Annotated in this window: 19 protein-coding genes; 9 read left to right on the top strand and 10 right to left on the bottom strand. The window is 72.0% G+C overall.

Annotated elements, in window-relative coordinates; translation table 11 throughout:
* The 4 genes from AB0M16_RS00570 to AB0M16_RS00555 all read right to left on the bottom strand — a co-directional run bounded on the left by AB0M16_RS00570 (position 1) and on the right by AB0M16_RS00555 (position 2,175).
* The gene (locus AB0M16_RS00570) at positions 1 to 690 is read right to left on the bottom strand and encodes a DsbA family oxidoreductase (protein WP_365337199.1); all 690 of its coding nucleotides are present in this window, start codon (positions 688 to 690) and stop codon (positions 1 to 3) included.
* A gap of 86 nt (positions 691 to 776) precedes the next feature.
* Positions 777 to 1,262 (bottom strand): nucleoside deaminase, encoded by a 486-nt coding sequence (locus AB0M16_RS00565; RefSeq protein WP_365337197.1) that lies wholly within the window; start codon positions 1,260 to 1,262, stop codon positions 777 to 779.
* 114 nt (positions 1,263 to 1,376) lie between these two features.
* Positions 1,377 to 1,787: a multidrug efflux SMR transporter gene (locus tag AB0M16_RS00560; RefSeq protein WP_365337195.1), complete on the bottom strand. Its 411-nt coding sequence runs from the start codon at positions 1,785 to 1,787 to the stop codon at positions 1,377 to 1,379.
* A 67-nt stretch (positions 1,788 to 1,854) separates the two neighbouring features.
* Positions 1,855 to 2,175, bottom strand: coding sequence for an SMR family transporter (locus AB0M16_RS00555; protein ID WP_365337193.1), 321 nt, complete (start codon positions 2,173 to 2,175; stop codon positions 1,855 to 1,857).
* Between the two features lie 143 nt (positions 2,176 to 2,318).
* On the opposite strand from AB0M16_RS00555, the gene AB0M16_RS00550 reads away from it, so the two are divergent.
* The 8 genes from AB0M16_RS00550 to AB0M16_RS00515 all read left to right on the top strand — a co-directional run bounded on the left by AB0M16_RS00550 (position 2,319) and on the right by AB0M16_RS00515 (position 8,444).
* Positions 2,319 to 2,768, top strand: a complete 450-nt coding sequence (locus AB0M16_RS00550) for a MarR family transcriptional regulator (RefSeq protein ID WP_365337191.1) — start codon at positions 2,319 to 2,321, stop codon at positions 2,766 to 2,768.
* A gap of 340 nt (positions 2,769 to 3,108) precedes the next feature.
* On the top strand, positions 3,109 to 4,605 hold the full coding sequence (locus AB0M16_RS00545; protein WP_365337190.1) for an AMP-binding protein: 1,497 nt from the start codon (positions 3,109 to 3,111) through the stop codon (positions 4,603 to 4,605).
* Entirely contained in the window at positions 4,602 to 4,868 is a 267-nt protein-coding gene (locus tag AB0M16_RS00540) for a phosphopantetheine-binding protein (protein WP_365337188.1), read from the top strand. Before AB0M16_RS00545 ends, AB0M16_RS00540 begins: the two co-directional genes overlap by 4 nt.
* A 189-nt stretch (positions 4,869 to 5,057) precedes the next feature.
* Positions 5,058 to 5,432 carry an ectoine synthase gene (locus tag AB0M16_RS00535; protein WP_365337186.1) on the top strand — a complete coding sequence of 125 codons (375 nt, stop codon included), beginning with the start codon at positions 5,058 to 5,060 and terminating at the stop codon, positions 5,430 to 5,432.
* A gap of 94 nt (positions 5,433 to 5,526) precedes the next feature.
* Entirely contained in the window at positions 5,527 to 6,645 is a 1,119-nt protein-coding gene (locus tag AB0M16_RS00530) for an acyl-CoA dehydrogenase family protein (RefSeq protein WP_365337184.1), read from the top strand.
* A gap of 43 nt (positions 6,646 to 6,688) precedes the next feature.
* Positions 6,689 to 7,366, top strand: a complete 678-nt coding sequence (locus AB0M16_RS00525) for a transglutaminase family protein (RefSeq protein WP_365337183.1) — start codon at positions 6,689 to 6,691, stop codon at positions 7,364 to 7,366.
* An 11-nt stretch (positions 7,367 to 7,377) separates the two neighbouring features.
* Positions 7,378 to 8,187, top strand: coding sequence for a maleate cis-trans isomerase (locus AB0M16_RS00520; RefSeq protein WP_365337181.1), 810 nt, complete (start codon positions 7,378 to 7,380; stop codon positions 8,185 to 8,187).
* Positions 8,184 to 8,444 carry a DUF6253 family protein gene (locus AB0M16_RS00515; RefSeq protein WP_365337179.1) on the top strand — a complete coding sequence of 87 codons (261 nt, stop codon included), beginning with the start codon at positions 8,184 to 8,186 and terminating at the stop codon, positions 8,442 to 8,444. Before AB0M16_RS00520 ends, AB0M16_RS00515 begins: the two co-directional genes overlap by 4 nt.
* A 68-nt stretch (positions 8,445 to 8,512) precedes the next feature.
* On the opposite strand, the gene AB0M16_RS00510 is transcribed toward AB0M16_RS00515, so the two are convergent.
* From AB0M16_RS00510 to AB0M16_RS00495, 4 genes are all read right to left on the bottom strand, one after another.
* Positions 8,513 to 9,694, bottom strand: coding sequence for a transposase (locus AB0M16_RS00510; RefSeq protein ID WP_365337176.1), 1,182 nt, complete (start codon positions 9,692 to 9,694; stop codon positions 8,513 to 8,515).
* Positions 9,695 to 10,064: 370 nt separating this feature from the next.
* A complete protein-coding gene (locus tag AB0M16_RS00505) occupies positions 10,065 to 10,646 on the bottom strand; it encodes a TetR family transcriptional regulator (RefSeq protein WP_365337174.1) in 582 nt (193 codons plus the stop codon).
* 196 nt (positions 10,647 to 10,842) lie between these two features.
* Positions 10,843 to 11,802: an NAD-dependent epimerase/dehydratase family protein gene (locus tag AB0M16_RS00500; protein WP_365337172.1), complete on the bottom strand. Its 960-nt coding sequence runs from the start codon at positions 11,800 to 11,802 to the stop codon at positions 10,843 to 10,845.
* Positions 11,799 to 12,425: a ScbR family autoregulator-binding transcription factor gene (locus AB0M16_RS00495; RefSeq protein ID WP_365337170.1), complete on the bottom strand. Its 627-nt coding sequence runs from the start codon at positions 12,423 to 12,425 to the stop codon at positions 11,799 to 11,801. Before AB0M16_RS00495 ends, AB0M16_RS00500 begins: the two co-directional genes overlap by 4 nt.
* A gap of 107 nt (positions 12,426 to 12,532) precedes the next feature.
* On the opposite strand from AB0M16_RS00495, the gene AB0M16_RS00490 reads away from it, so the two are divergent.
* Positions 12,533 to 13,480: a ScbA/BarX family gamma-butyrolactone biosynthesis protein gene (locus AB0M16_RS00490; RefSeq protein ID WP_365337168.1), complete on the top strand. Its 948-nt coding sequence runs from the start codon at positions 12,533 to 12,535 to the stop codon at positions 13,478 to 13,480.
* 23 nt (positions 13,481 to 13,503) lie between these two features.
* Here the strand turns inward: AB0M16_RS00490 and AB0M16_RS00485 are convergent, their stop codons facing one another.
* Together AB0M16_RS00485 and AB0M16_RS00480 are read right to left on the bottom strand one after the other, a co-directional pair.
* Positions 13,504 to 14,637: an acyl-CoA dehydrogenase family protein gene (locus AB0M16_RS00485; protein ID WP_365337166.1), complete on the bottom strand. Its 1,134-nt coding sequence runs from the start codon at positions 14,635 to 14,637 to the stop codon at positions 13,504 to 13,506.
* A complete protein-coding gene (locus AB0M16_RS00480; RefSeq protein ID WP_365337915.1) occupies positions 14,634 to 16,562 on the bottom strand; it encodes a biotin carboxylase N-terminal domain-containing protein in 1,929 nt (642 codons plus the stop codon). The genes AB0M16_RS00485 and AB0M16_RS00480 overlap by 4 nt, the downstream gene beginning before the upstream one ends.
* Between the last annotated feature and the right edge of the window lie 15 nt (positions 16,563 to 16,577).

Here is a 16,577-nt window from a genome sequence, read left to right as displayed (position 1 = left end):
TCAGCAGCCCCCGTCCACGCTGCAGGCGGCGCCGTGGACCGCGTTCGGTCCGTCCTGCGCGGCCTGTGCGTCGAGGATCGCCTTTCGCAGCTGGGGAACGCTGGGGACGCCTTCGATGCGGGTGTCGCCGACGAGGAGGGTGGGCACCGACTGGATGCGGTGGGCGGCGGCCTCGCGCAGGGCGTCCTGGTGCGCGGCGCTGTAGGTACCGTCGTCCAGGGCCTTACGTAACTTCTGGCCGTCCAGGCCGATCTCCTCAGCGAGCCGGACGAGGACGTCCGGCTGCCCGAGGTCCTGGTCCTCCTGGAAGAAGGCGCGGAACATACGGGCGGTGTACTCGGCGCCCTTGCCCTGTTCGGCGGCGTACTGGTGGCCCTCGAACGCGAGCCGCGTGTAGGGCTGCGGGGAGACGGTGGGCAGCGTGATGTCGACGCCCATGCGCCGGGCCATGGGGTAGACGGCGCGCTGCCAGATGGCCGGCAGGTACTCGTCCTCGGGGCGCAGGGTGGGATGCGGGTGGGGCCGCAGCTCGAAGGGCTTCCACTCGATCTCGACGTCGACGCCGAGGCCCTCGACGGCCTCCTCCAGGGGGCCCTCCGCCAGCATGCAGAAGGGGCAGACGTAGTCCGACCAGATCTGGATCTTCACCGGGTCGCTCACCGACTGGTCACTCACGGGCTGGTCACTCACGGGCTGGTCGCTCACTGACTGGTCGCTCACTGACTGCACACTCACTGACTGATCGCTCGGTGCCTGGTCGCTCGTGGCGCGGTCACTCACCGCATCCGGCCTTTCTGGCCGGTCAGGAACTCCTGGAACGGCACTTCGTGCCCCTCGACGGGGGCGTGCGTCACCTTGAGCGGCCACGTGGTGGGGTCGTTGGAGAAGATGGCGTACGAGCCGGCGTAGTCGAAGCCGTAGGCGGCCGCGGTCGCGCGGTCGGCGGCGTACACGATGTGCTCGACGTTGAAGTAGAGGGCCGCCATGTAGCACAGGGCGCAGGGCTCGCCCGAGGCGATGAGGGTGGCTCCCGCGACGCCGAACCGGCCGGCCTTGCGCGTCGCCGCGCGCAGGGCGACGACTTCGGCGTGGGCGGTGGGGTCGTTGTCCTCGGCGACCCGGTTGAAACCGGTGCCCAGGACGTGGCCGTCGCGTACGACGATCCCGGAGAAGGGGATGCCGCCCTCGGCGACGTGCTGTCGGCTGATCCTGACCGCTTCCTCCACGTGGGGAGTGAGCCGGCCGAGTGTGTCAAGTGGCATGGTGGAGTGGGTCCTTGGGAGACGAGGGGACTGTCGGCGGGGGGTCCGAGGCGGTCAGCGCACCCGGGGCGGCCCGTCGTCCTGGCCGGAGGGCTGCCCGGGCGTGCCGCGCGCTCAGACGCCCGCGCTCCGGGCCTCCTGCGGCCGCTCGACGGCTTCCTGGGTGTCGTCCGCGCCGCTCGTCTTGTCGGCGAGCTTCAGCCAGACGACGCCGGCGATGATGACGGCGAGCCACACGGACTGGACGAGGTTGAGGCCCTCGTCGAAGAAGACGGGGCCGAGTGCCGCGGCTCCGGCAGCTCCGATGCCCGCCCACACGGCGTAGCCGGTGCCGACGTCGATGGTCTTCAGGGCGACGCTCAGCGCCCACAGCGTCAGCAGGAAGAAGACGACGGCGACCAGCGACCAGGTCAGGCGGGTGAAGCCGTGGCTTCCGCCGACCGAGAGGGCGTAGCCGATCTCGAAGACGCCGGCGAGGAGGAGCATGAGCCAGGCGTTGGCCGCGGAGCTGTTGGTCGAGGACATGAGCGGAGTTCCTTTCGGGAGGGCGCGAAGGCCTGAGGGTGCGGGTGGGGGGGTGCCGGGCGGGTGATCAGGCAGCGCCGCTGAGCTGGAGGCCGACGACCCCGGCGATGATGACCACGATGCCCAGGGCCTTGCTCCAGTTGAGCTTCTGGCCGAACAGCAGGGCGCCGAGAAGGGTGATGCCGACGCCGGAGACCGAGGTCCACAGGGCGTATCCGACGCCGACGTTGAACGTCAGCAGGGCCCTGCTGAGGAAGTAGGTGCCGAGGGCGCCGCTGACCAGGGTCACGGCGGTCCACTTGCGGTTCTTGAAGCCTTCGGCCTTGCCTGCCGCGAGTGCGACGCCGATCTCGAAGACGACGGCGATGGCGAGGTAGAGCCACTGCATGAGGGGAGCCCCTTTCGATTCATTGCTTGTACATGCAAGAACATGGTGGCCGATTACCCCTAGAGGCGCAATCGGGGAAACGTCAGGAGCTTGCATGAGCATGTACTCTGCTGTCAAACAGCCACTCCCGTGAGGACGCACCTATGGCAACTTCACCCCTCGCAACCCAGCGCAACTCCGACCACGCCGTGTGGAACCGCGTGCTCGCCCTCCATGCGCACGTGGAACGCGACCTGACGGTGGCCCTGCAGCGCCGGCACGCGATCGGCCTCTCGGAGTTCCGCTCCCTCGAGTACCTGCACCGCTCCGAGACCAGCGAGCTGCGCATGCAGGACCTGGCCGACAAGGTGGGCCTCAGCCAGTCGTCGGTGACGCGCCTGGTGGGCCGGCTGGAGTCGGCGGGCTTCGCCTTCAAGGACCTGTGCCCCTCGGACAAGCGGGGCGTCTACGCGGTCATCACGGACGAGGGCCGCCAGCGCTACGAGGCCGCGCGCGCCACCTACGCGGAGGTCCTGTCGTCGGCGCTGAACACCTTCGCCGCCGATGCCGAACTCGGCCCCACGGTCCGGGCGCTGCGCACGCCCCACGACTGACCGGCCCCACCCCCCCGACCCGCCCCGCACGGCGCGGGACGGCCCCACACCCCACAGCACGGCCCCGCGACGCGGTGCAGCCGCCCGGACACCGGTGACATTCCGGTTCCGGGCGGCCGCACCGCGTCGCGGCCTTTTTCCCGGCGCCCCGACGGATTCCGCATCGCCGATTATTGCTTGATCAAGCAAAAGTGAATGCCTTGGATCACACCGACTTCGCCAAGTAAGTGCTTGACCAAGCATGCAGTTGTCCGGATACCTTCGTGCTCGACACCGCAAGATTCGAACAGCCGAGCGACTCCTGTTTCGTCGCGGCTGAGCCGACCGCAAGGAATCCGCCGTGCCATCGCCCCGCCTGGCCGAGACCGTCGCCGTCCACGGTCATCACCGGCCCCACAGCATCGCGCTCCACTTCAACGACCAGGCCGTCACCTACGGCCGACTGCACGATCTGACCCAGAACCTGCGCGGCCAACTGCACCGCCTCGGTCTCCCGGCGGGCAGCACCGTGTACGTGCCGGCGCACAAGACGCCGCAGACCATCGCCCTGCTGCTCGCCGTCTTCCACGAGGGCCACATCGCGCTGGCCCCCTCCCCCGACCTGGGCAGCGCCGCCCGCGAACGGCTCGCCCACCAGGCCCGGGTCCGCCACCTGCTGGCCGTCGACGCCGAGGGAGTGCTCGACGCGACGCCCGTGGCGCCCGACGAGGACGAGGCCGCGGGATTCGCCACGCCGGATCCGGAGCGGACGCGTCTGCTGCTGACCACCTCCGGCTCGACCGGCACGCCCAAGATCGTCCCGATCGAGGCCGCCGGGTTCGACGCCTTCGCCGACTGGGCCGTCGAGGAGTTCGCCCTGACACCGGGCGAGACGGCGCTGTCCTACGCGCCCCTCAACTTCGACCTCGCCCTCCTGGACGTCTGGACGTTCCTGCGCCTCGGCGCGTCCGTGGTGCTGGTGGACAAGGAGCGGGCCACCGACGCCGCGCACCTGGCCGCGCTCGCCGCCGGACACCGGCTCACCTTCGTCCAGGGCGTGCCGATGATGTACCGACTGCTCCTCGAGGGCGGCGCGGGCCGCCGCGAGGACGGCGCCGGCGGCGGCACGTTCGACACCGTGCGCCAGGCCGTCTTCACCGGTGACCGGCTGCCGGCCGACCTGCTGGACCCGATCGCGTCGATGTTCCCCGGCGCCGCCTTTCACAACGTGTTCGGCTGCACGGAGACCAACGACTCCTTCATCCACCGCGTCGACCCCGGGGCGACCGGGCCGATGCCCATCGGCCGCCCCGTCCGCGGCACCGACGCCCTCCTCCTGGACGCCGACGGGCAGTCGGTGGAGGGGGCGGGCACCGGCGAGCTGCTGGTGGCCACCCCGTTCCAGACCGGCGGCTATCTGCGCCAGGAGCTGAACGGGACCGCGTTCACCCGCCTCGACGGCCGCGACTTCTACCGCACCGGCGACATCGTCTCCCGCGACGCCGACGGCCTCTACTTCCTCGAAGGCCGCGCGGACTGGCACGTCAAGGTCAGGGGAGTGCGCACCAACCTCCAGGAAGTGGAGAGCGTGCTCGCGGCCCACCCCGACGTCGCCGAGGCCGTCGTCGTCCCGCTGCCCGACCCGCACGCCGGTGTCCGGCTGCACGCCCACGTCACCCGCCGCCCGGGCACCGAACTGACCAGCCTGCGCCTGCGCACCCACTCGGGCCGGCACCTGCCTCGCCACGCCATACCGGCCTCGGTGCACCTCACCGACGCGCCGCTGCCCCGTACTTCGACCGGCAAGCCCGACCGAAACCTGATCAAGCAGAACCGTATGAAGGAGATCGACGCATGAGCACCAGGGACATCGCCGGTGAGATCCGCGCCTACGTCGTGGCCCAGTTCCTCGCCGGGGAGGACACCTCGGACCTGACCGGGGACTACGACCTGATCGACTCCGGCGTCATCGACAGCCTCGGCCTGGTGCGCCTGCTCTCGCACCTCACGCAGGCCTTCGACATCCCCGTCGACGACATCGAGTTCACGCCGGACGACTTCCGCACCCTCGACTCCATCACCGCCGTGGTCGAGGCGCACGCCCCGGCCCAGGTCGCCTGACCTCCGTCACACCCGGCGTCAGGGCGCCCTGCGCCGCACCCCCACACACCCCCACGCACGGCCCCACGCCCCGCCCACGCACCCCCACGCACCGGGCCAGGCACCGCCGAGCACCAGAGCACCAGAGCACCGAGCACCGAGCACCACCTCATCGCGCAGCACCCCTCATCCACCGAAGGAGAACCGGAAATGTTCGTTCGCAGCCTCGATGACGTCGCTCCCGTCGAGTGGGGCAACGGCCTGAGCACCCGGCTGCTGACCAAGTCCGACGGCATGGGCTTCGCGGTCTGCGACACGGTCGTGCGCCAGGGCACCACCAGCGCCCTGCAGTACCGCAACCACCTGGAGGCCTGCTACTGCATCGGCGGTTCCGGCGAGGTCGTGGAGAAGGACGGCACCCGCCACAAGATCGTGCCGGGCACCATATACGTCCTCAACGAGCACGACCCGCACTACCTCGTCGCCTCCGACTACGAGGACCTGCACCTGGTGTCGATCTTCAACCCGCCGATCGTCGGCGACGAGAAGCACACCCTGTCCGAGGACGGCTTCTCGCAGTACTGAGCCGCCCGGTCCGGGCCGGCCCGCTTCCCTCCCCCGTTGCGGGCCGGCCCGGGCCCGGGCCTGTCACCCGACCACCGCCGACCTAGGACCCGCCTTGACCGACGACCTCTTCCATCTCACCGCCCCGTGGGCCCAGCAGCTGAACGCGGACACCCGCGAGCTGGACGCGGCGGGCGCCTTCCCCCACGACAAGTGGAAGGTCCTGCAGGAGACCGGTCTCCTGCGCACGCACTTCGCCCCGGAGTTCGGCGGCGCCGGCCACGGCGTGACGGCGACCATGCGCGCTCTGGAGGGCCTGGGTTACGTCTCCCACGACGCGGGCCTGTCCTTCTCCGCCTCGACCCAGATCGTCTCCGTGGGCGTGCCGCTGCAGCGCTTCGGCAGCCAGGAGCTGAAGGAGCGGTACCTGCCGAGGATCATGTCCGGTGAGGCGATCACCGCGCACGCGATCACGGAGGAGTCCGGCGGATCGGACGCGATGAACCTGTCCGCCACCGCCCGCCGCGACGGCGACCACTACGTGGTCAGCGGCGGCAAGATGTTCATCACGAACGCCCCCGTCGCCGACCTGTTCCTGCTGTACGTCCGCACCGGCAAGCCGGGCCCCTTCGGCCTGACCACCCTGCTCGTCGAAGCCGGCACACCCGGCCTGACCGCGGGCCCCGCGATGGACAAGATCGGCCTGCGCACCAGCCCGGTCGGCACGCTCTCCTTCGACGAGCTGCGCGTCCCGGTCGCCCAGCGGGTCGGGCAGGAGGGCGCCGGCTTCCTCGTCCTGGACCACGTGATGAAGCGCGAGGTCCTGTTCGGCTTCTCGATCACGCTGGGCGAGATGACCCGGCGCCTGGAGGAGACCATCGCCTTCGCCCGGCAGCGCCACCAGTTCGGGCAGCCCATCGGCTCCTACCAGGCCGTCTCCCACAAGATCGCCGACATGAAGATGCGGGTCGAGACGGCCCGCAAGTGGCTCGCCGACACCGGCGCGAAGGTCGAGGCGGGCCAGGACGCCTCGCTCGACCTGGCGGCCACGAAGACGATCGTGTCCGAGGCCAACGTGCAGACCGCGCTGGACGCGGTGCAGATCCACGGCGGCCGCGGCGTGCTCACGGAGCACGGCATCGAGCGCGACCTGCGCAACTCGATCGCCGGAACGATCTACTCGGGCACCTCCGAGATCCAGCGCAACCGCATCGCCACGCTCCTCGGTCTCTGACCGACCGGCCTCCGGCCGAGCCCTCGACCGACAGGAATCCCGCATGACCGACCAGCTGGAACGACTCACCCGCCCCACCGAGTTCCTCGACTACGAGACCGACGCGGTGCAGGCCTTCATCGACCACGCCGTCAAGGACCGCGGCGCGGACCGCACGACCAACGCCATCGAGCTGTACTACGCGGTGCGCGACGACGTCTTCTACGAGGTCTACGGCGCCCCCCTCTCCCGCGAGGGCCTCAAGGCCTCGCACACCGCCACCACCAAGGAAGGGTTCTGCCTGCACAAGTCCGCCCTGTACGCGGCCTGCGTGCGCGCCCTCGGCATCCCCTCCCGGCTCGTCTACGGCGACGTGCGCAACCACCTCGCCTCGCCGCGTCTGCTGCAGCACATCGGCGGCGACGTGTTCTTCCACGGCCTCACCCAGGTCTACCTGAACGGCACGTGGGTCAAGGCCACCCCGGTGTTCAACAAGATGCTCTGCAAGCTCTACGGCATGGAGGCCCTGGAGTTCGACGGCGTCAGCGACAGTCTCTACCACCCCTTCGCCGAGGGCGGCGGCTCCATGGAGTTCCTCACCGACCACGGCGCCTTCGACGACGTCCCCTACGAGTTCGTCATGTCCGCCATGCGCAGCAAGCACCCCGGGTTCCTCGACGCCGACGGTGACGGCACCGTCCGCGGCGGCAGCCTGGCCGACGAGTCCACCCTCACCCGGTAGGAGATCCCGACATGCCCCACACCAGTTCTCCCACCGACGGCTGGGACGCCTCGACCCGGATCGGCGTCGTCGTGCCGCACGCCGACGTCGGCCCGGAGGCCGAGCTGCAGGCCATCGCCCCCTCCTCCGTGTCCGTCCACGGCTCGCGCATCCACTTCGCCGCGATGCGGGCGGGCGGCGAGATGGACGAGAAGATCCCCCACGACCCCGTTCGCGCCTTCGTCGAGCCCCCCTTCCTCGACCAGGCCGTGGAGCTGCTCGCCGCGTCCCCGCTGCACGCCCTCACCCTCGGTTTCACCTCCTCCAGCTACGTGCTGAAGGCGCAGGGCGAGCAGGAGCTGTACGAGCGGCTGCGGCCCGTCACCCGTGACCTGCCGATCACCGGCACCACCAAGGCCGCCCGGGCCGCGTTCGAGGCACTGGGCGCCCGCAGGATCGCGGTGGTCAACCCGCCGTGGTTCGACGACAAGCTCTCGGGCCAAGGCGCCGACTACTTCCGCGAGTTCGGGTTCGAGGTCGTCCACCACGGCCCGTGCGGACTGCCCTCCGACCAGAAGGCCATCACGCCGGACAACCTGTCGGCGTGGATCCGCACCACGGTCGCCGCGCACCGTCCGGACGCCGTCCTCGTCGCCGGCAACGGGATCCGTGCGGTGGGCACCATCAAGCCCCTCGAAGCCGAGCTCGGATTCCACGTGGTCACCGCGAACCAGGTGATCCTGTGGCACGCCCTGCACCTGGCCGGCGCCGCCGACACCGCCTTCGGCATCAGCGACTACGGGCACCTGTTCGCCACCCGGCCGAAGGGCGAGGACGCGTGAGCCTGCTGGACGCGGCCGGTTACGAGGCCGTCTTCGCGACGCCCGAGGGCGACACGTACCGCATCCCGCTGGTGTGCTGGCGCGAGGACGAGGGCCGGGTGTACGGCATGGTCCTGGTGAAGGGGCAGCTGCGGTGCGCGGACCGGGTACGGCACTTCCTGCGGTACGGCACCCGGACCGCGTCCGCCGCGGCCGACGGCGCCGGCGCCCCCCGCGCCGCGTCGCACGCCACCGCCCTGACACCGGTGCTGGGCTGACCGGAACAGGACGAGGGGCCCGTGACACACCGAGGTGGTGGTCACGGGCCCCGCGCGTAGGGACGTGCCTACGCCGAGAGCAGGTCCATGGCCCGTCCGAAGTCATCCTCCCGCGCCCAGTCCGCGGGCACGTCGAGGGCGCCGTACGCCTCGGGACCGGCCGTGAGCCGGCTGTAGGCGAAGGCCGCGGAGACGAGCGTCATGTGGTGGTGCCAGCCGGGGAAGGACCGGCCCTCGAAGTCCTTCAGGCCGAAGCCCCGTTCGAGCCGGTCGACGGTCTCGCCGGTGGCCGTGGTCCGTTCCGCGTACCGCGCGAGTTCACCGACCGTCCGGTCCACCATGTTGGTGAGCCACAGCCGCCCGAGGCCGTTCGCACGGGTGCCGGGCCCCGCGAACAGGCGGAACGGCTGCGGGCGCTGCTCGGCCGGTGTGAACGGCAGCTGCACCAGCTGGTGGCGGACCGGGCCTCGTACCGCGCGCTCCGGCCCGCTCGACCCGGTCAGCATCCGGACGGCCGGCCGCGCCTGGGCGCGCGCCGGCCGGGCAGCGGTGAAGGGTGCGAGCGGCAGGCCGTCGGGAACGGCGACGACGAAGTCGTGCCGTCCCCGGATCAGACCGTGCAGCAGCGGGCGTACGTCCAGGTATCCGTCGACGTCGACCACCACCGGGACCGGCTCGTGCCGCGAGGGCCGCGCCAGCAGCTCGACGAGGCCCAGGACGTGCGTCTCGGGCCGTGCCACGACCTCGTCGGGGACGCGGGCCCGCTCCCGCAGGTCGCCCCGGGCCCATGCTTCGGGCAGCAGAAGGCTCCAGCCGACCGGGAAGTCACCCACGTCCGTCGACATGAACAGGGCTGTTCCGACCTGGCAGTTGACAGTGCGCCCGGTGTGCGGGACGAACCGGCGGTGCACACCGCACGACTTCTCGCCCCGCTTGGGCAGGACGACCGGAGCGACCGTCCAGGCGCGGGGCCGCACCCGGGCCTCGGTCCAGTGCCGTAATCGGTCACAGACCGGCGTCCAGTCCCACGGGCTCTCGTTGATGAACTGGTGCAGCGCCTGCGACGCCGTCGGCGAATCGCTCGCGGCCGCGGCGAGGCGGCGCATCGACTTCTTTCCGGGTGTGGTGAGCAGGCCCAGCACATAGGCGTGGGCCCATCTGCGCTGGTCGATCCTGCGCAGGTGTCCGAAGAGCTGGTCAGTGAACCGGTTGACGGAATCCGGTCCCCCGGATCCGGCTGTCCCCCTCATGCCTTCTCCCTCTCTCGGTGCGACAGCTCCGTGTGGGCTGCGCATCAGAATAAAGAGAATGAGCACTATTTTCTTCTGGGGGAGGTGTTTTCGGCCGCGACTTCGCCAACTCGCGGGGCCGTCGTGCGGCGGGGGCGCCGGCGCCGAATCCGGACAGGGGTGAGCGACCGCGCCCCGTCCGGGGGGCGGCTCGGTGACGCGCGGACCGGTGCCGGATCAGCGCCGGAAAGGGTCGGACCGGTGCCGTATCCACGCCGGAAAGGCGGATCGGGGCCGTATCCACGCCGGAAGGGGGGGAGCGGGGCCGGATCAACGACGGAAAGGCGGATCGGGGCCGGCTCAACGCCGGAGACGTCGGATCAGTTCAGTGTCAGGCGGGGAGACCCGCGGCGAACCGCTGCCACAGGCGGCCCAGTTCGTGCCGGACCGTCGCCACCGAGTGGCCGGCCCGCATCCGGGCCCCGGCACCGGCCAGCAGGTAGGAGATCAGCAGCTGGACGTCCGCCACGACCGCGTCGTCCGATCCGCCCGCCCGGGCCCGCTCCAGGGCGTGGTCCACGGCCGGACGCCACGCCTCCTCCCAGGCCGCGCACTCGTCGGGGCACTCGTCGGGGCACTCGTCCATGAGGCGCACGGTCGCTCGGACATGGACGTCCTGCTCCAGGAGGACGGCAAGGACCTGCGTGAGACGCTCGGCCGCGGCCAGGCCGGGGGCGGCGAGCCGCTCCACCTCGGCCACCGCCGAGCGGGCAGCCTCGACGCCGGCGTCGGCGACCGCGCGGGCCAGCTCCTCCTTGGACACGAAGTGGAAGGTCAGCGCGCCCGAGGTCACACCGGCGGCGGTGCTGATGCGCGCCACGGTGGCGCCGGCGTAGCCGAGCCGGGCGAACTCTCCCGCGGCGGCGGTGATCAGGGCCGAGCGGGTCAGCCGCGCCCGTACCTGCCTCACCACAGCGGCGCGTCCCGGTGCGGGACGACAGGCCCGGCCGGCCGGGTGGCCCCGGCACTTCGTACGAGCTGCACAGCTCCTCCCGCACCCCTATGGCCGGCTCCCGTCACAACCCCTCAACCGTACCGGGGAGGCCGGTCGGCCCTGCTTCATCTCCCGTTCGCGAGGACGGCTTTGGCACGTTGCCCGGACGGATCCCTCACGCCGCCGCGCGGACGGCATCGGCCCGCCGGCCCAGGTACGCGCGGTACCACGGCGCCGCGGCGGCGAGGCGGGCCAGTGGGCCCGGGCCCGCGGTGGCACCGGTCGCGATCCAGATCCCGTCACTGCGGTACCAGTGGTCGCCCGCCAGCAGGGCGAACTGGCGCTCGCTCACACCGCCCGGACCGCCACGCAGCCGCTCCAGGCACTCCTGCCACGACCAGTCCGCCAGCGCGGCGGGCAGGACGTCGAGTGCGGACAGCCTGGCCATCAGATCCGCGTTGCGCACGGGCGTGGGGTGGCTGGCGTGGTGCACGCCCGCGGGCACCGGGTCCGGGGCCAGGACGAGCGCCGCGACCAGCCGGGCGAGGTCGTTCGCGTCGACCATGGACAGCAGCCCGCGGCCGCCGTCCCAGCGGGCGGGCACCAGAGTGAGCAGGTCGGCGAGCGCGGGCACCACCCACCGGTCGCCCGCCCCGGTGACCAGGCCCGGCCGCAGCACCGTGCCGCCGGCGGCCAGTACCGCCTCCTCCCCCGCCAGGCGGGACCGGCTGGCGGGGGACAGCGGCGCGGGCGCGACCTCGTTCTCGGTGATGCCGCGGTGCGGACCCGCGCCGTAGACGGCCGCCGTGGACAGCTGGACGATGCGGCGCACCCCGGCCCGCTCGGCCTCGGCGACGAGCGCCTCGGTGCCGCGGTGGTTGACCGCGTCGCAGGCGGCCTCGTCGCCCACGACCAGGGCGGCCAGGTGCACGAGGACGTCCACGCCCCGGGCGAGACCGCGCAGGGACGCCGGATCGGCCAGGTCGGCCCGGCGGCAGGCGACCCCCGGGACGTTCGCCGAGCGCCCTGCCACCACCACCTCGAGACCGTGGCCCGCGCGGCCCGCCTCCAGGAGCCGGCGCAGCACCTTCGAGCCGATGAAGCCGGTGGCCCCGGTCAGCAGGACGGTGGTCATCGCGCACCCTTCCCGCCGCCGTCGGTGAACTCCAGGCCGGCGATGACGTCGGCCGGAGCGAGCCCGGGCAGCAGGCATCGCCACACGTTGGTGATGCGCTGGGGCAGGTCGGCCCGGCCGCTGGCGAGCCGCGACATGATCTGCGAGCCGGTGAAGGCGGCCACCAGGGTCGTGGCGAACACCGTGGCGTCGGCCTCCGGAAGGAGTTCGCCCCGGTCCCGGGCCGCCGCGAGCTCCTGCGCGAACCGGTCGGCCCACCACTCGTAGATCGAGTACTCCTGCAGCCCCGCCTCGCTCTGCTCCACCGCGAGGCGGACGCCGGCGCGCAGCAGGGTGTCGTGCTGCAGCCGCTCGGCCAGGTACAGGGTCAGGTCGAGGAGTCGCTGCAGTCCCGCCTCCCCCTCGGGGAAGTCCAGGTCGGCGGCCTGCTCCCGGATCACGGCGCGGGCCAGTCCCTCCTTGGAGCGGAAGTGGAAGTAGACCGCGCCGGTCGTGACCCCGGCCCGATCGATGATCTTGGTGATGCTCGCCCCGGGGTAACCGACCTCGTCGAACACCTCCGCCGCCGCACGCAGAAGCACCTCCCTCGTCCGCACCGCTCGCTCCTGCATGACCCGGCTCATCTGTTCACCTTTCCGCCACGAAAAAAAGAATCACCACTATGTTAAATTCGTCGCCGGTCAAGCACCAGTCAGGGCGCACCAGTTGAGTCAGTAAGGGGAGAACTGGCATGTCACAGCTGCACCTTGAGCACAGCAGGATCGACGAGGACCACGGGGTCGCGACCCGTGTCGTCCAAGGACACACCCACAAGACGAATCCGGACGAAGTCCTGCTCACGGACTGGCGGCGAACGGACGAGCACGCCTTCGTCGTACGGGCCCACTGGCCCAGATCGCACGACTTCTACACCACCCGGCACGGGCTGCACGACCCGCTGCTGCTCGGCGAGACGGTGCGGCAGGCACTGCCGCTGATCTCGCACGTCGGGTACGAGATACCGCTCGGCCACCAGCTGCTGTGGCACGACTTCCGCTGGGAGCTCGCCCCGGCGGCGCTGTTAGTGGCCGAGCGGGAGACAGAGGTGGAGCTGCACATCAGGTGCACGGAGCTCAAGTACCGCCGGGGGAGGGTGGTGTCCATGCTCCTGACGGCGCTGGTGTACCGGGAGGGCCGGCTGCTCGCCTGCAGCCGCACCCGGTTCGCCATCCAGGACCGTGCCATCTACGAGCGCCTGCGCGGACAGTACGCCGACATCGAGCTGGCCAACGCCCGGGCGCTGCCGCCCTCGCCCCCGGTGCCCGCGTTCTCCGTCGGACGCTCACGGGCCATGGACGTCGCCCTGTCCCCCGCCGGCCGGCCGCACCGGTGGTTACTGAGGGTGGACACCACCCACCCCATCCTGTTCGACCACCGCGTCGACCACGCCCCCGGCATGCTGCTGCTCGAGGCCAGCCGTCAGGCGGCGCAGGCCGTCACGTCGCCGCGGTCGAGCGTGGTCGTCGGCATGGACACCGCCTTCATCCGGTACGCCGAACTCGACGCGCCCTGCCGGATCCACGCCCACCGCCACGCTGTCGACGAGGCCGGGCGGCGGCGCGTGCTGGTCACCGCCCACCAGCACGACGTGGAGATCTTCACCAACCTCGTGACCCTGGTCGGGGCACCCCTCGACTGAACCCTCGGAGCGCCCCGTCCGGCTCAGTACGACTTGGGCAGCCCCAGGGTGTGGACCGAGACGTAGTTCAGGATCATCTCCCGGCTGACCGGGGCGATCCGGGCCACGCGGGACGCCGCGATCAGGCGGGCGAGTCCGAATTCGCGGGTGAGGCCGTTGCCGCCGAGGGTGTGGACGGACTGGTCGACGGCCCGTACGCACGCCTCGGCGGCGGCGTACTTGGCCATGTTGGCGGCCTCGCCCGCGGCCAGGTCGTCCCCCGCGTCGTAGAGGGCGGCGGCCTTCTGCATCATCAGGCGGGCCAGTTCGAGTTCGATGTGGGCCTGGGCCAGGGGGTGGGCGATGGCCTGGTGGGCGCCGATGGGGGTCTTCCAGACCTGGCGGTCCTTGGCGTACGTCACCGCCTGGGCGAGGGCGTAGCGGCCCATGCCGATCGCGAAGGCGGCGGTCATGATGCGCTCGGGGTTGAGACCGGCGAAGAGCTGGAGGAGGCCCGCGTCCTCGTCGCCGACGAGGGCGTCGGCAGGCAGGTGGACGTCGTCGAGCGTCAGCTCGAACTGCTTCTCGTCGGCGTCGAGTTCCATGTCGATCCGGCGGCGCCCGAAGCCCGGGGTGTCGCGCGGGACGATGAACAGGCAGGCCTTGAGGTTGCCGGTGCGGGCGTCGGACGTGCGGCCCACGATCAAAGTCGCGTCGGCGATGTCGACGCCGGAGACGAAGACCTTGCGCCCGTTGAGGACCCAGCCCGCCTCGGTGCGGGCGGCGGTGGTGGTGATCCGGTGGGAGTTGGAGCCGGCGTCGGGCTCGGTGATGCCGAAGGCCATCGTGCGGCTGCCGTCGGCCAGGCCCGGCAGCCAGGCCCGCTTCTGCGCCTCGGTGCCGAAGCGGGCGATGACCGTGCCGCAGATGGCGGGCGACACCACCATCATCAGCAGCGGCGCGCCGGCCGCTCCCGCCTCCTCCAGGACGATGGACAGCTCGGCCATGCCGCCGCCCCCGCCGCCGTACTCCTCGGGCAGGTTCACGCCGAGGTAGCCGAGCTTGCCGGCCTCGGCCCACAGGGCGGCCCGGTCGAAGCCGGGGCCGTGGCGGTGGCCCAGGGCGGAGACCGCGGCGCGGAGGGCGGTGTGTTCCGGGGACTCGATGAGGCTGCTCATGCGGGGTCTTCCTCCTGGGCTTCGGACGGGACACCTTCGGTCGGTACGGCGGGCTGTTCGACAGCGGGTTGTACGACGGCGAGCAGGGCGCCGACCTCGACCTGGCGGCCGGGGGCGGCGTGCAGCGCGGTGAGCGTGCCGGAGGCGGGCGCGAGGACCCGGTGCTCCATCTTCATGGCCTCCAGCCAGAGCAGCGGCTGCCCGGCCTCCACCGGGTCGCCGACGGCGAGCCCCTCGGCGACCCGGACGACGGTGCCGGGCATGGGGGCGAGCAGGGAGCCGGGGGCGGTCTGTTCGCGCGGGTCGGGGAAGCGGGGGGCGGCGGTGAGGCGATGCCGGCCCACGTAGGCCGTGGCGCCGTGCCGGGCCACCTCGAAGTCCCGTACGACCCCGTCGACGTCGAGGCGCACACGGTCGGGCGACACCGCCACCGCGTGGATGCCGGCCGGGCTCGTCACCTCGTAGCCGCCGTCGCGGGTGGGGCGGTAGCGGACCTCGTGGGCGCCGTAGACCTTCACCTCGTCCTGCGAGCGGACGTTGCGCCAGCCGCCCCCGAAGCGGCTCGTCCCCCGGGCCGCCTCGGCGAGCGCCGCCGCGACGGCTGCCTGTGCCTCCCCGGCGGGCGGCTCGGTCAGGGCGGCCAGGTGCTGCTCGTAGAAGCCGGTGCCGAGCTGGTCGGGGTCGGTGAACCCGGGGTGCCGGAGGGAGGCGACGAGGAGGTCGCGGTTGGTGGCGGGGCCGTGGAGGCGGGCCCGCTCCAGGGCATGGGCGAGCGCGCGGGCGGCCGCCGCGCGGGTGGGCGCGTGGGCGACGATCTTGGCGAGCATGGCGTCGTAGTGGACGCCCACGGTGTCGCCGGACGCGTAACCGGTGTCCACCCGGAGGCCGGGGCCGGTCGGGAGGTCGAGCGTGTGCAGCAGCCCCGTCTGCGGGGTCCAGGCGCCCGCCGGGTCCTCCGCGTACAGCCGGGCCTCGATCGCGTGGCCGCGCGGGACGGGCGTCTCGGCGGGCAGCGGGCCGCCCTCGGCGACGGCGATCTGCAGGGCGACGAGGTCGACGCCGTAGATCTCCTCGGTGACCGGGTGCTCGACCTGGAGGCGGGTGTTCATCTCCAGGAAGTGCGCCCGACCGCCCGCGACCAGGAACTCGACCGTGCCCGCGCCGACGTAGCCGACGGCCTTCGCGGCCGCCGCCGAGCGTGCGTACAACTCGTCGACGAGCGCCGCGGGCAGGCCCGGCGCCGGGGCCTCCTCGACGACCTTCTGGTGACGCCGCTGGAGGGAGCAATCGCGGGTGCCGAGGGTCCACACGGTTCCGTGGGTGTCGGCGAGGATCTGCACCTCGACGTGCCGCCCGTTCTCGACGTACGGCTCGACGAACACCTCGCCGTCGCCGAAGGCGCTCAGCGCCTCGGCCGAAGCTGCGGACAACTCCCCTTCCAACGCCGCGAGTTCCCGGACGACGCGCATGCCTCGGCCACCGCCGCCGGCCGCCGCCTTCACCAGGACCGGCAGGTCGTCCTCGGTGACGTCGGCGGCGGCCAGCGGGGCCACGCCGAGGAGCTCCTTGGCGCGGGTCTTGGACGCCATCGCCGCGATCGCGGCCGGCGGCGGTCCGATCCACACCAGGCCGGCCCCGGTCACCGCCCGCGCGAACTCCTCGTTCTCGGACAGGAACCCGTAGCCGGGGTGCACGGCGTCCGCGCCCGCCGCGAGCGCCGCCCGCACCACCAGGTCGGCGCGCAGATACGTCTCCGCGGGCGTCGCCCCCGGCAGCCGCACGGCCGCGTCCGCCTCCCGTACGTGCAGGGCGTCGGCGTCCGCGTCGGAGTACACGGCGACGGTCGCGATGCCCAGCTCACGGCAGGTGCGGAAGATCCGGCAGGCGATCTCGCCCCGGTTCGCCACGAGGACGGACTTGATCAGCTCGGTCATGAGAGG

The sequence above is a fragment of the Streptomyces sp. NPDC051921 genome, assembly GCF_040680975.1.
Taxonomy (GTDB): domain Bacteria; phylum Actinomycetota; class Actinomycetes; order Streptomycetales; family Streptomycetaceae; genus Streptomyces.
This window is presented reverse-complemented; position numbering and strand designations above follow the sequence as displayed.